This is a genomic window from Streptococcus sp. CCH5-D3, from assembly GCF_001556435.1.
Classification (GTDB): domain Bacteria; phylum Bacillota; class Bacilli; order Lactobacillales; family Streptococcaceae; genus Streptococcus.
In genome coordinates this window covers 45,150-62,935 of sequence record NZ_LSIW01000058.1, presented here as the reverse complement: position 1 = coordinate 62,935, position 17,786 = coordinate 45,150, and the positions used below count along the sequence as shown (strand labels likewise).

Here is a 17,786-nt window from a genome sequence, read left to right as displayed (position 1 = left end):
GTCAAAGTTTGTTATAATAGACTTTGAGGTATTTCTATGAATTTTGAAAAAATAATAAATTATTTTAGGCGACTAGGGCAGACTATTCGTACAAAGTTCTCTGGTTCTAGGTCTAAAAGAGGAGATAAATCTTTTAAAGAAAGGAAAGCTACGACTGGATCTAAGTGGAATCGTAAGCAAGCACGGAAGTCGCCTGAGGATGGGATGACACTCTTAGACATGGGTGATGTTTTCTTAAAAACCTTAAAGCTCTTGTCTGATTTCTTTTATGTGGTTATTATCGTTCTTACCTTATTCGGTGCAGGAATTGGTTTGGGTTATCTGGGGAGTCAAATTGAGTCTGTTCCATCGATTAAGGACAAAACCTTGTTGAATCAGATTAGTGAGGTTAGTTTGGTATCTTCGATGAGCTATTCCGATTCCAAGAAGATTGCGGATATTGATACTGACTTGCTGAGAACACCTATTGAGAGTGATGCGATTTCTAACAATGTCAAAAATGCCATCATTGCGACTGAGGATGAAAATTTTAAAAAGCATAAGGGTGTTGTACCAAAGGCAGTTTTTAGGGCCTTGGTGTCATCAGTTTTGGGGGTTGGCTCTTCAAGTGGAGGTTCGACGCTAACGCAGCAGTTAATCAAGCAACAGGTAACAGGCGATGCGCCAACCTTTAAACGTAAGGCGGCAGAGATTATCTATGCCTTACAATTGGAGCGTCGCGCTTCTAAAAATGAAATTTTAACCGATTATCTGAATGTTTCTCCTTTTGGACGTAACAACAAGGGGAAAAATATTGCTGGTATTGAGGAGGCTGCTCAAGGTATTTTTGGGGTATCTGCAGCGGATTTGACAGTTCCTCAGGCGGCTTATCTGGCAGGTTTGCCACAGAGCCCGATTGTCTACTCACCTTATACAGCTGACGGTCAATTAAAAAATGCAGAGGATCTTTCTTATGGCTTAGCACGTCAGCAAGATGTACTCTACAATCTTTATCGCGGTGGCTATCTAGATAAGTCGCAGTATGAAAGCTATAAGGATTATGATATCACTAAAGATTTCAAGGCTGGTGAGAAGTCTGATGCCGTAAGTCATGACTATTTGTACTATTCTGTCATGTCTGAGGCTCAGGATGTCATGTATGATTATCTAGTTAAACGTGACAAGGTATCGAGTCAAGATTTGAAAAATGATAAGACCAAGGAAAGCTATCGTGAGAGGGCCCTACAAGAGCTACAAACCGGTGGCTACAGCGTTAAGACAACTATTGATAATGCAGTTTATAATGCGATGCAAGATGCTGCGAGTCAATATGGTGGCCTCCTCGACCAAGGTGGAAATAGTGGAGTTGAAGTCGGAAATGTGCTCATGGATAATGCGACTGGAGCAATTCTAGGATTTGTTGGTGGTCGTAGTTACGAAAATAATCAAAATAACCATGCTTTTGATACGGCACGCTCCCCAGGCTCATCTATTAAGCCTATTATTGCTTATGGAATTGCTATTGATCAAGGTTTGATGGGTAGCTCAAGTATCCTTTCTAACTACCCAACTAATTTTACGGGTGGAACGCCTATTCTCCATGATGGTGATAAGGGTACAGCTATGATGAACCTACAAGAGGCACTCAATACCTCGTGGAATATTCCAGCCTTTTGGACATATCAAATGCTTCAACGTCATGATGTTGATGTTGAGGGTTACATGACCAAGATGGGCTATAAGATTGCTAACTACAATATCGAGAGTTTACCTCTTGGCGGGGGAATTGAAACCACGGTTGCCCAGCAAGTAAATGCCTATCAGATGCTTTCAAATGGTGGCGTCTATGAGAAGGGTCATATGATTGATAGTATTACTGACCGGACTGGCGAAGTTATCTATCAGCATAAATCTGAAGGGGTTCAAGTTTTTTCAAGAGCTACGGCTAGCATCATGGATAACCTGCTCAAGGAAGTTGTGGTTAAGGGAGCGACAACTCAATTTCATTCTGAATTGAAAAATGTCAATGGTGCAGCAGCCTCAGCTGACTGGATGGGTAAAACAGGAACGACAGATAACTTTGCGGATGCTTGGTTGATCGTCTCAACGCCTGGTATTACTCTTGGTGGTTGGGCTGGTTATGACAATAATACACCAACCAATTCTAAAACGGGTTACACCTACAATGCGCAATATATGGCTCGTTTAACTTCCGCCATCTACAATGCCAATCCAGGTATTTTTAAAACGGGAGATAAGTTTAATATCGATTCAAGTGCTATTAAGGCAAGTGTGCTCAAATCAACAGGCCTTAAACCAGCAACAGTGTCTGTTAATGGTCGTAATGTTTCTGTAAGTGGTGAAATGGTTGATACTTATTGGGCTAAAAATGGGCCTGGAGATACAACCTACAAATTTGCTATTGGTGGAACTGACAGTGACTATCAAAAAGCCTGGTCTAGCATTCTTGGAGGGCATTAGGAATTCCCAAGAAAACTTGCAAAAAAGCAAAAAATTAGGTATAATATAGACAACTATTTGTCGTCTTACTTGGTTGAAATATTGTCCAATCAAGAGATACAGCAGTTAAATCAACGTTTTTTCGGTCAGATTTAGCTGCTATTTTTGTGCTTATTTTTAGGATTTTCAAGTGTTGTAATGCATATTTAAAGGTTCTAAAAATTTACAGATTAACTTTTCGCTTATCATTAATCAGATAAGTGGATCTTGGTGTTTAATCACTTGTTAATGGGACAAGCAACTGAACAAGGCAGAAGACAAATATTTAAAGTGCACGACTTGCAAAGCAGGTCTCGAATGTAGAAAAGGAGTAGAAGACTTGGCAGGACATGACGTTCAATACGGGAAACATCGTACCCGTCGTAGTTTTTCAAGAATCAAAGAAGTTCTTGATTTACCAAACTTGATTGAAATCCAAACGGATTCATTCAAAGAATTCTTGGATACTGGTCTTAAAGAGGTTTTTGAGGATGTACTTCCTATCTCAAACTTCACAGACACTATGGAATTGGAATTCGTTGGTTACGAATTGAAAGAGCCTAAGTATACACTTGAAGAAGCTCGTATCCACGATGCATCATACTCAGCACCTATCTTTGTGACTTTCCGTCTTATTAACAAAGAAACTGGTGAAATCAAAACTCAGGAAGTCTTCTTCGGAGATTTCCCTATTATGACTGAGATGGGTACTTTCATCATCAATGGTGGTGAACGTATCATCGTTTCTCAGTTGGTGCGCTCACCTGGTGTTTACTTTAACGATAAGGTTGATAAAAACGGTAAAGTGGGTTATGGATCAACAGTTATCCCTAACCGTGGGGCATGGCTTGAGCTTGAAACAGATTCAAAAGACATTGCCTACACTCGTATCGACCGTACACGTAAGATTCCATTCACAACGCTTGTGCGTGCGCTTGGATTCTCAGGTGATGACGAAATTGTTGATATCTTTGGTGATAGCGAGTTGGTTCGTAATACCATTGAAAAAGATATCCACAAAAACCCAGCAGATTCACGTACTGATGAAGCGCTTAAAGAAATTTATGAACGTCTTCGTCCAGGTGAACCAAAAACTGCCGACAGCTCACGTAGCTTGCTTGTAGCTCGTTTCTTTGATCCACGTCGTTATGACTTGGCTGCTGTTGGTCGTTACAAAGTCAATAAAAAACTTAACATCAAGACACGTCTTTTGGGACAAACAATTGCTGAAAACTTGGTAGATCCTGAAACAGGTGAAATCCTTGTTGAAGCTGGTACTGAAATGACACGTGATGTGATTGATTCAATCGCAGAATACTTGGATGGTGATTTGAACAAATTTGTATACACACCAAACGATTATGCGGTGGTTACAGAACCTGTTGTTCTTCAAAAATTCAAGGTTGTTGCACCAAATGATCCAGATCGTGTGGTTACAATTGTTGGTAATGCCAACCCAGATGACAAAGTTCGTGCTTTGACAACAGCGGATATCTTGGCTGAAATGAGTTACTTCCTCAACCTTGCTGAAGGTATCGGTAAAGTAGACGATATCGACCACCTTGGTAACCGTCGTATCCGTGCGGTTGGTGAATTGCTTGCTAACCAATTCCGTATTGGTTTGGCTCGTATGGAACGTAACGTACGTGAGCGTATGTCAGTTCAAGATAACGAAGTCTTGACACCACAACAAATCATCAATATTCGCCCTGTAACTGCAGCTGTTAAAGAATTCTTCGGTTCTTCACAGTTGTCACAGTTCATGGACCAACACAACCCATTGTCAGAGTTGTCACACAAACGTCGTTTGTCAGCCTTGGGACCTGGTGGTTTGACACGTGACCGTGCCGGATATGAAGTTCGTGACGTGCACTACACGCACTACGGTCGTATGTGTCCAATTGAAACACCTGAAGGACCTAACATCGGTTTGATCAATAACTTGTCTTCATATGGACACCTTAACAAGTACGGTTTCATTCAAACACCATATCGTAAGGTTGACCGTGCAACTGGTAAAGTAACCAACGAAGTGGTTTGGTTGACTGCTGATGAAGAAGATGAGTACACAGTTGCTCAGGCTAACTCTAAATTGAACGAAGATGGAACATTTGCAGAAGAAATCGTTATGGGTCGTCACCAAGGTAATAACCAAGAGTACCCATCACACCTTGTAGATTTCGTGGATGTTTCTCCTAAACAGGTAGTTGCCGTTGCGACAGCATGTATTCCTTTCTTAGAAAACGATGACTCTAACCGTGCCCTTATGGGTGCCAACATGCAACGTCAGGCTGTGCCTTTGATTGATCCTAAAGCACCTTATGTTGGTACTGGTATGGAATATCAAGCTGCCCACGATTCAGGGGCTGCAGTTATCGCCCAACACGACGGTAAAGTTGTCTACTCTGATGCTGATAAAGTTGAAGTTCGTCGTGAAGATGGTTCTCTTGATGTTTATACTATTCAAAAATTCCGTCGTTCAAACTCAGGTACTGCCTATAACCAACGTACTTTGGTTAAGGTTGGCGATATTGTTGAAAAAGGTGACTTTATCGCTGATGGTCCATCTATGGAAGGTGGAGAAATGGCCCTCGGTCAAAACCCTATCGTCGCATACATGACATGGGAAGGTTACAACTTCGAGGATGCCGTTATCATGAGTGAGCGTCTTGTGAAAGATGACGTTTATACATCTGTTCACTTGGAAGAATTCGAATCAGAAACACGCGATACAAAGCTTGGGCCTGAAGAAATCACACGTGAATTGCCAAACGTTGGTGAAGAAGCCCTCAAAGACCTTGACGAAATGGGTATTATCCGTATCGGTGCTGAGGTTAAAGAAGGTGACATTCTTGTTGGTAAGGTAACACCTAAGGGTGAAAAAGACCTTTCTGCTGAAGAACGTCTTCTCCACGCTATCTTTGGTGATAAATCTCGTGAAGTACGTGATACGTCACTCCGTGTCCCTCACGGTGGTGATGGTGTCGTTCGTGATGTTAAAATCTTCACACGTGCAAACGGTGATGAATTGCAATCAGGTGTTAACATGCTTGTTCGTGTTTACATCGCTCAAAAACGTAAGATCAAGGTCGGAGATAAGATGGCCGGTCGTCACGGTAACAAGGGGGTTGTTTCTCGTATTGTTCCGGTTGAAGACATGCCTTACCTTCCAGACGGTACACCAGTTGATATCATGTTGAACCCACTTGGGGTGCCATCACGTATGAACATCGGTCAGGTTATGGAACTTCACCTTGGTATGGCTGCACGTAACTTGGGTATTCACATCGCAACACCAGTCTTTGATGGAGCAAGCTCAGAAGACCTCTGGGATACTGTTCGTGAAGCAGGTATGGATAGTGATGCTAAGACAATCCTTTACGATGGACGTACAGGTGAACCATTTGATAACCGTGTGTCAGTTGGTGTCATGTACATGATCAAACTTCACCACATGGTTGATGATAAACTTCACGCTCGTTCAGTAGGTCCTTACTCACTTGTTACCCAACAACCTCTTGGTGGTAAAGCACAATTTGGTGGACAACGTTTCGGTGAGATGGAGGTTTGGGCCCTTGAAGCTTATGGTGCATCAAATATCCTTCAAGAAATCTTGACTTACAAGTCAGATGACGTTAACGGACGTTTGAAAGCCTATGAAGCTATCACTAAAGGTAAACCAATTCCAAAACCAGGTGTACCAGAATCATTCCGAGTACTTGTTAAAGAATTGCAATCACTTGGTCTTGATATGCGTGTCCTTGATGAGGATGACTACGAAGTTGAATTACGTGATCTTGATGAAGGTGAAGACGATGATGTCATGCACGTTGATGATCTTGAAAAAGCACGTGTACAACAAGCCAAAGAAGCTGCTGAATTAGAAAAAGCTAAAGAAGAAGCTTCAGATAAAACAGAATAAAATAAGCTTTAGAGAGGGAGTTTACTCTCTCTGCTAAGGTAGCTGATAAAGGTGAGAATAGCACTGCTATTGTCAATAGAACAAAAGAAAGGTAATACTAGTGGTTGACGTAAATCGATTTAAAAGTATGCAAATCACACTAGCTTCACCAACTAAGGTACGTTCATGGTCTTATGGTGAAGTTAAGAAACCTGAAACAATCAACTACCGTACGCTCAAACCAGAACGCGAAGGTCTCTTCGACGAAGTGATCTTTGGTCCTACCAAAGACTGGGAATGTGCGTGTGGGAAATACAAACGTATCCGTTATAAAGGTATCGTTTGTGACCGCTGTGGTGTTGAAGTAACACGTGCTAAGGTTCGTCGTGAACGTATGGGTCACATCGAGTTGAAAGCACCAGTATCACACATCTGGTACTTCAAGGGAATCCCTTCTCGTATGGGATTGACTTTGGACATGAGTCCTCGTGCGCTTGAAGAAGTTATTTACTTCGCAGCTTACGTGGTTATTGATCCAAAGGAAACACCACTTGAACCAAAATCTCTCTTGACAGAACGTGAATATCGTGAAAAATTGCAAGAGTATGGACATGGTTCATTTGTCGCTAAAATGGGTGCCGAAGCTATCCAAGATCTCTTGAAACAAGTAGATTTGGAAGCTGAAATTGCTGAACTCAAAGAAGAGTTGAAAACAGCAACTGGTCAAAAACGTGTTAAAGCTGTTCGTCGTTTGGACGTTCTTGATGCCTTCTACAAGTCTGGTAACAAACCAGAATGGATGGTGCTTAACATCTTGCCAGTATTACCACCAGACCTTCGTCCAATGGTTCAATTGGATGGTGGACGTTTTGCGGCATCTGACTTGAACGATCTTTATCGTCGTGTTATCAACCGTAACAATCGTTTGGCTCGTTTGCTTGAATTGAATGCCCCAGGTATCATCGTGCAAAACGAAAAACGTATGTTGCAAGAAGCGGTAGATGCCCTTATCGATAATGGACGTCGTGGTCGTCCAATCACTGGACCAGGTAGTCGTCCACTTAAATCTTTGAGCCACATGCTTAAAGGTAAACAAGGTCGTTTCCGCCAAAACTTGCTTGGTAAACGTGTTGACTTCTCTGGACGTTCCGTTATCGCCGTTGGTCCAACACTTAAAATGTACCAATGTGGTGTGCCACGTTTGATGGCCATCGAACTTTTCAAACCATTTGTGATGCGTGAAATCGTTGCGCGTGAATACGCAGGTAACGTGAAAGCCGCTAAACGTATGGTTGAACGTGGTGATGAACGTATTTGGGATATTCTTGAAGATGTTATCAAGGAACACCCAGTACTTCTTAACCGCGCACCTACCCTCCACCGTTTGGGTATCCAGGCCTTCGAACCTGTCTTGATTGATGGTAAGGCCCTTCGTCTTCACCCATTGGTATGTGAGGCCTACAATGCGGACTTTGACGGTGACCAAATGGCCATCCACGTTCCATTGTCTGAAGAAGCTCAAGCTGAAGCACGTTTGCTCCTTCTTGCGGCTGAACACATCCTTAACCCTAAAGACGGTAAACCGGTCGTAACGCCATCTCAGGATATGGTTCTTGGTAACTACTACTTGACTATGGAAGAAGAAGGCCGTGAGGGTGAAGGTATGGTCTTCAAGGATATTGATGAGGCAGTTATGGCTTATCGTAATGGTTATGTTCACTTGCATAGCCGTGTCGGTATCGCAGTAGACAGCATGCCTGATAAACCTTGGAAAGAAAACCAACTTCACAAGATTATGGTTACAACTGTTGGTAAGATTCTCTTTAACTCAATCATTCCAGCAGAAATTCCATATCTTCAAGAAACAACAAATGAGAACTTGACAGATAGTACACCAGATAAGTACTTCCTTGAACCAGGTCAAGATATCCAAACAGTTATTGATAGTTTGGAAATTAATGCGCCATTCAAGAAGAAAAATCTTGGTAACATCATCGCTGAAACCTTCAAACGTCTTCGTACGACTGAAACATCAGCCTTCCTTGACCGTTTGAAAGACCTTGGTTACTACCACTCAACACTTGCTGGTTTGACAGTGGGTATCGCCGATATCCCAGTTATCGATAACAAACAAGAAATTATCGATGCTGCTCACCACCGTGTTGAAGAAATTAACAAGGCCTTCCGTCGTGGTTTGATGACAGATGATGACCGTTATGTTGCTGTTACAACAACATGGCGTGAAGCGAAAGAAGCACTTGAAAAACGTCTGATTGAGACACAAGATCCTAAGAACCCAATCGTTATGATGATGGACTCAGGAGCTCGTGGTAACATCTCTAACTTCTCTCAACTTGCCGGTATGCGTGGTTTGATGGCTGCTCCTAACGGACGTATCATGGAATTGCCTATCCTTTCAAACTTCCGTGAAGGTTTGAGCGTTTTGGAAATGTTCTTCTCTACTCACGGTGCGCGTAAAGGTATGACCGATACGGCCCTTAAGACAGCCGACTCAGGTTACCTTACTCGTCGTTTGGTTGACGTTGCCCAAGATGTTATCATCCGTGAAGATGACTGTGGAACAGACCGTGGTCTTCTCATCCGTGCGATTACTGACGGTAAAGAAGTTACGGAAACACTTGAAGAACGTCTTCAAGGTCGTTACACTAAGAAATCAGTTAAGAATCCTACAACAGGTGAAGTAATCGTAGGTCCAGATACTTTGATTACTGAAGACATGGCTGCTGCTATTGTCAATGCTGGTGTTGAAGAAGTAACTATCCGTTCAGTCTTTACATGTAACACACGTCACGGTGTCTGCCGTCACTGTTACGGTATCAACTTGGCAACAGGTGATGCGGTTGAAGTTGGTGAAGCAGTTGGTACTATCGCCGCTCAATCTATCGGGGAACCTGGTACACAGCTTACTATGCGTACCTTCCACACCGGTGGGGTAGCCTCAAACACCGATATCACACAGGGTCTTCCACGTATCCAGGAAATCTTTGAAGCACGTAACCCTAAAGGGGAAGCGGTTATCACTGAAGTTAAAGGTACTGTTATTGAAATCGAAGAAGATGCCGCAACACGTACTAAGAAAGTCTTCGTTCAAGGTAAGACTGGAATGGGTGAATACGTTGTTCCATTTACAGCTCGTATGAAAGTTGAAGTGGGTGACGAAGTACACCGTGGTGCAGCCTTGACAGAAGGGTCAATCCAACCTAAACGTCTCCTTGAAGTGCGTGATACCTTGTCAGTTGAAACTTATCTTCTTGCAGAAGTACAAAAAGTTTACCGTAGCCAAGGGGTAGAAATCGGTGACAAACACGTCGAAGTAATGGTTCGTCAAATGCTTCGTAAAGTACGTGTTATGGATCCAGGTGATACAGATCTCCTTCCAGGTACACTTATGGACATTTCTGACTTCACAGATGCTAACAAGGATATTGTTATCTCTGGTGGTGTTCCTGCAACATCTCGTCCAGTCCTTCTTGGTATTACGAAAGCCTCACTTGAAACAAATTCATTCTTGTCAGCGGCTTCCTTCCAAGAAACAACACGTGTGCTTACAGATGCAGCTATCCGTGGTAAGAAAGACCATCTCCTTGGTCTTAAAGAAAATGTTATCATTGGTAAGACTATTCCTGCTGGTACAGGTATGGCTCGTTACCGTAACATTGAACCACTTTCAGTTAACGAAGTTGAAGTTATTGAAAACATTGCTGTTGATGAAGCAATTGTGGAATCATCTGAAGACTAAAACGAAATCAAAAGAACTCACAATGAATTGTGAGTTCTTTTCGTATTTATATGACTAGAATTTTTTCAATTTTTGATAAATATAAAATATAAGACCATTTTTTTTATCTTTTCCAGAAAATTTTGTATAATAGGAACACCAAAGATGAAGTGAGAAAGAAAAATGTACCAAGTAGTTGAAATGAAAGGGGATTTGGAACCGTGGTGGTTCTTAGAAGGCTGGCAAGAAGATATCATCAGTACTAAGGAATTTGAAAATTTTTATGATGCCCTCAAGTACTATAAAAAACTTTGGTTTGCTATGGAAGAAACCTTGCCAAGTTATATCAGCCGTAGTAGTGTCATGACTGCTTTTTGGGACCAAGAGGATAAACACTGGTGTGAGGAGTGTGACGAATATCTGCAGGTCTATCAATCGATTGCTCTTTTGGATGATTGGCAGGAAATTCCTGAGGAAAAATACCGTCCGGGATATGAAAAGCGAAATGACCTTCCAAATCATGCCCACTGTAAAATTAAACGTTAAACAATGCAGAAGCTCGAATTTTTTCGGGCTTCTTTTCATTTTCTTAAACTTTTTACGAATAGGTCTATGAGGAGGTCCTTATGGTAACAGAATTTGCTAAGGAAATGATCAAAAATGCTGATAGTTGTGGGGCTCAAGACATCTATGTCATTCCACGTCAGGATAATTACGAGCTCTATATGCGAGTTGGCCAGGAGAGGAGATTAATTGATGTATATCGGCCTGATTTCATGGCTAGTCTTATTGGTCACTTTAAATTTGTGGCGGGAATGATGGTGGGTGAGAAGCGTAGGAGTCAACTAGGTTCCTGTGACTATGATTGTGGTGATGGTCAAAGGGTTTCTCTGCGTTTATCAACCGTTGGGGATTATCGCGGCTTAGAAAGTTTAGTTATTCGTGTTCTACATTCCGAACGTCGAGAATTGGTGTATTGGAATCAAGGAATCCAGCCGATTATGGATGCTTTGGATTATCGTGGCTTGTATCTCTTTGCAGGTCCCGTAGGTTCTGGAAAGACTACGCTTATGCATGAATTGGTTCAGGAGCGTTTTAAGGGACAGCAGGTGATTTCGATTGAAGATCCTGTGGAAATTAAACAGGATAATGTTTTGCAACTCCAGGTAAATCAGGCAATTGACATGACCTATGATAATTTGATTAAGCTATCACTACGTCACCGCCCGGATGTTTTGATTATTGGAGAAATTCGAGATAAGGAGACTGCTCGAGCGGTTATTAGAGCTAGTCTGACAGGAGTGACTGTTCTTTCAACTATTCACGCAAAGAGTGTGGCAGGTGTTTATGAGCGTCTTCTGGACCTCGGTGTAGATAAGTCTGAGTTGGATAATGCTCTTCAAGGGATTGCCTATATGCGTTTGATTAAGGGAGGAGGTGTGATTGATTTTGCCAGTGAAAATTTCCAAAGTCATTCGTCAACCAGCTGGAACCAACAGTTGGAAGGCTTGGTTCAACAAGGACATCTCACTGAAGGGGATATCCAAGGGGAAAAAATTAAAGATTAATCAGCAAGTCAAGGTTATCCAGCTTTTCAAACAACTTTTAAAGGCAGGGTTTACTTTAACTGAAATCGTAGCCTTTTTGGAGCGAAGTCACTTGTTGAAAGAATCGTCATTATCTCTTATGAAAGCAAGCTTAATGCGAGGCGACAGGCTAGACCAGATGTTTGCGTCAGTGGGTTTTTCGGACAATATTGTTACTCAGATTGCCCTTGCTGATAAGCACGGTAATCTTCTAGGGAGTTTAACCAAGATTGAAACCTACATGCTTCGCATGACCAAGGTTCGTAAGAAACTCATGGAGGTAGCGACCTACCCTATTTTACTCCTGGGTTTCCTGATTCTGATTATGTTAGGACTTAAAAATTATCTTTTACCTCAACTGTTAGAGGGTGATGGTAAGGATAATTGGGCTGTACAGTTGGTTCAAATCTTTCCCCAGCTCTTCTTTGTGAGTTTGTGTGGACTTTTTGTATTAAGCTTAATTCTTTATCTATGGGTCAAACACCAGCCAGCCCTTGTCTTTTATCGACGAATGGCAAAAATCCCTTTCATAGGCCAAACTGTCAGGCTATATACGACCGCCTATTATGCTAGGGAATGGGGAAACCTCTTAGGACAAGGCATTGACCTGTTAGACTTGGTTTCTCTTATGCAAGAGCAAAAGTCCAAGCTCTTTCGTGAGCTGGGGGCTGATTTAGAAGAGGCCTTGATGCTAGGACAGAGTTTTCCTGACCGAATTGCTACTCACCCATTTTTCACTAAGGAGCTATCCTTAATTATTGCTTATGGAGAGGCCAATGCTAGGTTGGGCTATGAGTTAGAAGTCTATGCTGAAGAGGTTTGGCAGGCTTTCTTTAACCGTCTTAATAAGGCAACAACCTTTGTGCAACCCCTCATTTTTGTTATTGTTGCTGTCGTGATTGTAATGATTTATGCAGCTATGCTATTACCAATGTATCAAAATATGGAAGGAATGATGTCATGAAAATGATGTTAAAAAAATTGAATGCCGTTAAACTACGAGCTTTTACGCTAATTGAAATGCTGGTCGTGCTTCTCATTATCAGTATTCTCCTCTTGCTTTTTGTTCCTAACTTGAGTAAGCAGAAGGATTCTGTTAAAGAGACTGGAAATGCGGCTGTGGTCAAGGTCGTGGATTCTCAAGCAGAACTTTATGAAATGAAGAATAACAAGACAGCTAGCTTAGCAGCTCTTGTTTCAGAAGGTCAAATCACGCAAAAACAGGCAGATTCATACAATGATTACTATGCGAAACATGGTGGCGAAAGCCGCTCAGTGGCCAACTAGATCCTTTACCTTGTTGGAGAGTCTGGTGACACTAGCAGTGGTTGCCTTTCTCATTCTGAGTTTGTCAGGCTCAGTGACAGGTATTTTTCAACAGGTTGAAACTAACCTTTTTTATCTGCGCTTTGAGTACCTATACCGAGATAGTCAGCGCTTGGCAGCAGCGGAAGGGGCCAATGTTGAATTGCAGTTGACCAAGGATAAAATCAGTAACGGAAAATCCAGTCTAGTGATTCCTAAAAGTATTCATCTTGATAAGGGGCAGACGCTAATGTTTGATGCTAAAGGAGGCAACTCGAGCCTCACCAAGATTCGTTTTTCAAGTGATAAGGAGGTGGTGACCTATCAACTTAACATGGGCAGCGGTAAATATAAAAAGACGGTCTCTTAGAGGCTATATTCTTATCGAAAGCCTGGTAGCAATGGCTGTCTTAGTGCTTGTCAGTGGTCTTATATTAGGTCAAATCAATACCAATCGTAGGTTAATGGCTAGGAATCTCCACCAACAGGAGGTTTTGAGTGTGGCAACCATGGCAGTTCAGACCAAACAGGATCAGTTGACCTTAAATGGTATCACAGTGACAGTAAAACGTAGCAAGCAAGGTATCGCGGTTTATGAATCAGGAAAGGAGATTATTCATGTCTCTAAATAGTAAGGTTCGCGCCTTTACCCTCTTGGAATGTCTAGTAGCCTTGTTGGTGATTGCTGGTTCAATTCAAGTTTATCAAGGTCTGACCACAGTATTGGTGAGCAATGTTAAGCAGGTCAAGCAACAAGAAAACCAAGACTGGCTTTTATTTGTTCAACAAATGGAGGCAGAATTAGAAGGTTGTCAGTTGGTCAAGGTAGAGGGGAACAAACTCTATGTCAAGCAGGATAATCAAGACTTGGCTTTTGGTCTTTCAAGTGCCTCTGATTTTCGAAAAACAAATGCTGACGGTCGAGGCTACCAACCCATGCTTTTCAATGTGAAATCTAGTACGATAAGTCAAAATAACCAGATAGTCACCATCCAAGTGACTCTAAAAAATGGGCTACAAAGGAGTTTTGTTTATGCTTTTGAAAAAACAGGTTAGGGGAGGCGTTCTTCTTTACGCTCTTTTTATGGCTGGCATTTTCACACTTCTTCTTCATGTTTATCTGGAGCGGGTGGTTGCTAGCTCTAGACAAAATCAAGCGCAAATGACCTCCAGTCAAAGTCGTCTCATGGCAGAAATGACCATGGACTTAGTGGACAAGGAAGCAGGTGCTTTTAGTTTTTCTCAGGGAACTACGACCTACGAGGTTAAGGACAAACAAGTGATTGTTAGAGTTGCCAGTAAAGGCCAAATCAAGACCTATCGTTATGTGAAGAAACAGGAGCATAAATAGAAATTCTCTTCCCTTTTTGATATGATAGAAGGACGGAGGAAATCATGAATTTTGAAGCAATTGAGACAGCTTTTGAGCTGTTGTTAGAAAATGTCCAAACCATTGAAAATGATCTTGGAACCCATGCTTACGATGCACTTATTGAGCAAAATTCCTATTATTTGGGGGCTGAGGTAGCTAATGAAGTCATCATCAAAAACAACGAGAAATTACGTGCTCTTGATCTAAGTAAAGAGGAGTGGCGTCGTGCTTTTCAGTTCTTGTTTATCAAACTAGGGCAATTGGAAGCTTTACAAGCCAATCACCAATTTACACCAGATGCTATTGGATTTATCATTCTTTACCTACTCGAAGGTTTGACCAAGGACGACCAATTAGATATTTTAGAGATTGGTTCAGGGACAGGAAACTTAGCTGAAACCCTTCTAAATAATAGTCAGAAAACCCTTAATTATATGGGAATGGAAGTTGACGATCTCCTTATCGATTTGTCAGCTAGTATTGCTGATGTGGTGAATTCAAGTGCAGTTTACATCCAAGAAGATGCTGTTCGACCACACATTCTCAAAGAGAGTGATGTTATTATCAGTGACCTACCTGTTGGATATTACCCAAATGATGAGATTGCGAGTCGTTTCAAGGTTGCAGCAACTGGTGAACATACCTATGCCCATCACCTTCTCATGGAGCAATCACTCAAGTACTTGAAGAAAGATGGTATTGCTATTCTTTTGGCACCAACTAATCTTTTGACAAGCCCACAAAGTGACTTGCTTAAGAAATGGCTATCAGGATATGCTGATATTATTGCCGTTATCACTCTTCCAGAAGCAGCTTTTGGCAATAAACATAATATGAAGTCTATCTTCGTACTTAAAAAACAAACTGAAAATGCTCCAGAGACCTTCGTTTATCCACTTAGCGATTTGCAAAACCCAGAGATCCTCAAGGATTTCACAGATAATTTTCAAAAATGGAAATCAGATAATTCCATTTTCTAGCAAAACATGTTAGAATAGGACTATATTATTGAAAGCGTTTTACAAAGAGGTGGCTTATGACAAAAACAATAGCAATTAATGCAGGAAGCTCAAGCTTGAAATGGCAACTATATGAGATGCCAGATGAAGTTGTTCTTGCTAAGGGTTTGATTGAACGTATCGGCTTGAAAGATTCTGTTTCAACAGTAAAATTTGATGACCGTTCAGAATCGCAAACCCTAGATATTGCTGATCATGTTCAGGCAGTAAAAATCTTGCTTGATGATTTGATTCGTTTTGATATTATCAAGAGCTATGATGAAATTACAGGTGTTGGTCACCGTGTGGTTGCTGGTGGAGAATATTTCAAAGAATCAAGCTTGGTGGATGAAGATGCCTTGGCTAAGATTGAAGAATTGTCAGCCTTAGCACCTTTGCACAATCCAGGTGCAGCTTCAGGGATTCGGGCCTTTAAGGAGCTCCTCCCAGATATTACGAGTGTTGCTGTTTTTGATACAGCCTTCCATACGTCTATGCCGGAAGTGGCCTACCGTTATCCAGTGCCTAATCGTTACTATACAGACTACCAAGTCCGTAAGTATGGAGCACACGGAACTAGCCACCAATATGTTTCTCAAGAAGCAGCTAAGTTGTTAGGTAAGCCAATTGAAGAAACTAAGATTATCACAGCCCATGTGGGAAATGGTGTTTCAATTACTGCCGTTGATGGTGGTAAATCAGTAGACACGTCAATGGGGTTGACACCACTTGGTGGCGTTATGATGGGAACACGTACTGGGGATCTTGACCCTGCGATTATTCCATTTGTTATCGACCGTGAGCCTGAAATGGCAGATGCTGAGCGTATCCGTCACGTCTTTAATAAGGAATCAGGTCTTCTTGGTATTTCTGAAAAATCAAGTGATATGCGTGATATCATTGCTGGTAAGAATGCTGGCGATGAAAAATGTGCCTTGGCCTATGATCTTTATGTGGATCGTTTGCGTAAATACATTGCTCAATACTTCGGTGTGTTGAACGGAGCGGATGCTATCGTCTTTACAGCAGGTATTGGTGAAAACTCTGCAGAAGTTCGTGCTTCAGTCTTGGATGGTCTCACTTGGTTTGGTATTGAAGTGGATCCTGAAAAGAATGTCTTTGGACATGTAGGCGACATTACAACAGCAGAGTCAGCTGTTAAAGTATTTGTTATCCCAACAGATGAAGAGTTGGTGATTGCGCGTGATGTTGAGCGCCTTAAAACTAAATAAGTTATCAAAAATTTGATAAGACCAGAAAAGTTGGCTGAGTGATTGGCCAGCTTTTTTGAATGCTCTGACAGAATCATTCGCCTATGTCTATAAATGTGTAATTCAATAAGTAAAGAAAACTTCACAAAAAATGTAAAATAGACTTTACAAAAAATGTAAAGTAAACTATACTATATATGTAAAGTAAACTTAATAAAGAAAAGTAAGGAGTTTAACTATTTGAGAATAAACGATAAGATTGAGGTACCACATGGAAACAAAAATTCAGGAACTTCGTAAGGCTAATAAGATTAGTCAGGCAGAGTTAGCAGATGAGATGGGAGTCACGAGGCAGACCATCATTTCACTCGAAAAAGGTCGCTATAATGCGTCGTTGGAACTAGCTTTTAAAATTGCTAGGTATTTTGGAAAGACTATTGAAGAAGTCTTTATTTTTGAGGAAGATTAAGGAGAAAAGATATGTTTAAACAAGTAATGAAGAAAATTGGTGTTATTGTTTTAGCGCTCACTCTACTAATCTTAGATTTAACACTATTAGGTGCTTTCCCGCTACTTACTCAGGATGGTAAGTTTTCACTTGTGGAGCAAATAGGTTACGGTGTTTGGGCATTAGGGAGTTTGGCTATTTTTATCGTGATTGCTTATAGATTTAAACTCTTATCGCTTAAAGAGATTAATTGGAGACGTCTCGTTGCGATTGCTTCTCTTAATCTCGTCATCTTTTTCCTAGGTGATCTTCTAGGGTATTTTGTTGGTCAGTTAACACACAATGCGACTATGGAAAATCAAGATGCTTTAAATAAGATATTTATTCACGTACCATTCTATCTTTACCTAGTAGTCGCCGGTTTTATTATTCCGATTATGGAAGAAATCATTTTTAGGGGCCTCTTAGCCAAGGTGCTCTTTGGAAAATACTTTAAGACGGGTCTTGTTATTTCCAGTTTTCTCTTTATGGCCGGTCACTCAGCATTTACGCTTCAGACAATTATCATCTATGGTATTATGTCAGCTGGTCTTGCGATAACATATTATAAGACTAACCATATCGAGTACAGTATGGGTGTTCATATTTTAAACAATAGCATAGTTGTACTACTCAGTCTTTTCGTTTAAGGTGAATGTTTAAGGTTATCATTGAAAAAATGTATATTGCTCTTTTAAAGGATAATGAA

General features: G+C 41.3%; 15 protein-coding genes. All 15 read left to right on the top strand.

What is annotated here, in order from left to right; translation table 11 throughout:
* Positions 1–36 precede the first annotated feature (36 nt).
* The 15 genes from pbp1b (at position 37) to AX662_RS03005 (ending at position 17,727) form a co-directional block, all read left to right on the top strand.
* Positions 37–2,460 carry a penicillin-binding protein PBP1B gene (gene pbp1b / locus AX662_RS03075; RefSeq protein ID WP_060971596.1) on the top strand — a complete coding sequence of 808 codons (2,424 nt, stop codon included), beginning with the start codon at positions 37–39 and terminating at the stop codon, positions 2,458–2,460.
* 358 nt (positions 2,461–2,818) lie between these two features.
* Positions 2,819–6,400, top strand: coding sequence for a DNA-directed RNA polymerase subunit beta (gene rpoB, locus AX662_RS03070; RefSeq protein ID WP_002885744.1), 3,582 nt, complete (start codon positions 2,819–2,821; stop codon positions 6,398–6,400).
* Between the two features lie 100 nt (positions 6,401–6,500).
* A complete protein-coding gene (gene rpoC / locus AX662_RS03065; protein WP_037603707.1) occupies positions 6,501–10,139 on the top strand; it encodes a DNA-directed RNA polymerase subunit beta' in 3,639 nt (1,212 codons plus the stop codon).
* Positions 10,140–10,301: 162 nt separating this feature from the next.
* The gene (locus AX662_RS03060; protein WP_002887019.1) at positions 10,302–10,664 is read left to right on the top strand and encodes a DUF1033 family protein; all 363 of its coding nucleotides are present in this window, start codon (positions 10,302–10,304) and stop codon (positions 10,662–10,664) included.
* Between the two features lie 80 nt (positions 10,665–10,744).
* On the top strand, positions 10,745–11,686 hold the full coding sequence (gene comGA, locus AX662_RS03055; protein WP_060971595.1) for a competence type IV pilus ATPase ComGA: 942 nt from the start codon (positions 10,745–10,747) through the stop codon (positions 11,684–11,686).
* Positions 11,568–12,668 carry a competence type IV pilus assembly protein ComGB gene (comGB, locus tag AX662_RS03050; RefSeq protein WP_155124425.1) on the top strand — a complete coding sequence of 367 codons (1,101 nt, stop codon included), beginning with the start codon at positions 11,568–11,570 and terminating at the stop codon, positions 12,666–12,668. Before comGA ends, comGB begins: the two co-directional genes overlap by 119 nt.
* Entirely contained in the window at positions 12,665–12,991 is a 327-nt protein-coding gene (gene comGC, locus AX662_RS03045; protein ID WP_002885815.1) for a competence type IV pilus major pilin ComGC, read from the top strand. The genes comGB and comGC overlap by 4 nt, the downstream gene beginning before the upstream one ends.
* On the top strand, positions 12,951–13,379 hold the full coding sequence (comGD, locus tag AX662_RS03040) for a competence type IV pilus minor pilin ComGD (protein ID WP_267472011.1): 429 nt from the start codon (positions 12,951–12,953) through the stop codon (positions 13,377–13,379). Before comGC ends, comGD begins: the two co-directional genes overlap by 41 nt.
* A 31-nt stretch (positions 13,380–13,410) precedes the next feature.
* Complete coding sequence (gene comGE / locus AX662_RS03035) at positions 13,411–13,641, top strand: competence type IV pilus minor pilin ComGE (protein ID WP_060971592.1); 231 nt, start codon at positions 13,411–13,413, stop codon at positions 13,639–13,641.
* Positions 13,628–14,065, top strand: coding sequence for a competence type IV pilus minor pilin ComGF (gene comGF, locus AX662_RS03030; RefSeq protein ID WP_060971591.1), 438 nt, complete (start codon positions 13,628–13,630; stop codon positions 14,063–14,065). Before comGE ends, comGF begins: the two co-directional genes overlap by 14 nt.
* Positions 14,043–14,360, top strand: a complete 318-nt coding sequence (comGG, locus tag AX662_RS03025; RefSeq protein WP_060971590.1) for a competence type IV pilus minor pilin ComGG — start codon at positions 14,043–14,045, stop codon at positions 14,358–14,360. The genes comGF and comGG overlap by 23 nt, the downstream gene beginning before the upstream one ends.
* A 44-nt stretch (positions 14,361–14,404) precedes the next feature.
* Positions 14,405–15,361: a class I SAM-dependent methyltransferase gene (locus AX662_RS03020; protein ID WP_037601477.1), complete on the top strand. Its 957-nt coding sequence runs from the start codon at positions 14,405–14,407 to the stop codon at positions 15,359–15,361.
* A gap of 56 nt (positions 15,362–15,417) precedes the next feature.
* On the top strand, positions 15,418–16,611 hold the full coding sequence (locus AX662_RS03015) for an acetate kinase (RefSeq protein ID WP_002885831.1): 1,194 nt from the start codon (positions 15,418–15,420) through the stop codon (positions 16,609–16,611).
* Between the two features lie 250 nt (positions 16,612–16,861).
* Positions 16,862–17,059, top strand: coding sequence for a helix-turn-helix transcriptional regulator (locus tag AX662_RS03010; RefSeq protein WP_002885716.1), 198 nt, complete (start codon positions 16,862–16,864; stop codon positions 17,057–17,059).
* An 11-nt stretch (positions 17,060–17,070) separates the two neighbouring features.
* Entirely contained in the window at positions 17,071–17,727 is a 657-nt protein-coding gene (locus AX662_RS03005) for a CPBP family intramembrane glutamic endopeptidase (protein WP_060971589.1), read from the top strand.
* Positions 17,728–17,786: the final 59 nt, after the last annotated feature.

Coding starts and splice junctions, on each gene's coding strand:
- AX662_RS03005 (WP_060971589.1), top strand. CDS start 17,071: ATGTTTAAACAAGTAATGAAGAAAATTGGTGTTATTGTTTTAGCGCTC.
- comGG (WP_060971590.1), top strand. CDS start 14,043: ATGCTTTTGAAAAAACAGGTTAGGGGAGGCGTTCTTCTTTACGCTCTT.
- AX662_RS03060 (WP_002887019.1), top strand. CDS start 10,302: ATGTACCAAGTAGTTGAAATGAAAGGGGATTTGGAACCGTGGTGGTTC.
- comGE (WP_060971592.1), top strand. CDS start 13,411: ATGGCTGTCTTAGTGCTTGTCAGTGGTCTTATATTAGGTCAAATCAAT.
- comGD (WP_267472011.1), top strand. CDS start 12,951: ATGCGAAACATGGTGGCGAAAGCCGCTCAGTGGCCAACTAGATCCTTT.
- AX662_RS03015 (WP_002885831.1), top strand. CDS start 15,418: ATGACAAAAACAATAGCAATTAATGCAGGAAGCTCAAGCTTGAAATGG.
- comGF (WP_060971591.1), top strand. CDS start 13,628: ATGTCTCTAAATAGTAAGGTTCGCGCCTTTACCCTCTTGGAATGTCTA.
- comGA (WP_060971595.1), top strand. CDS start 10,745: ATGGTAACAGAATTTGCTAAGGAAATGATCAAAAATGCTGATAGTTGT.
- comGC (WP_002885815.1), top strand. CDS start 12,665: ATGAAAATGATGTTAAAAAAATTGAATGCCGTTAAACTACGAGCTTTT.
- AX662_RS03020 (WP_037601477.1), top strand. CDS start 14,405: ATGAATTTTGAAGCAATTGAGACAGCTTTTGAGCTGTTGTTAGAAAAT.
- pbp1b (WP_060971596.1), top strand. CDS start 37: ATGAATTTTGAAAAAATAATAAATTATTTTAGGCGACTAGGGCAGACT.
- AX662_RS03010 (WP_002885716.1), top strand. CDS start 16,862: ATGGAAACAAAAATTCAGGAACTTCGTAAGGCTAATAAGATTAGTCAG.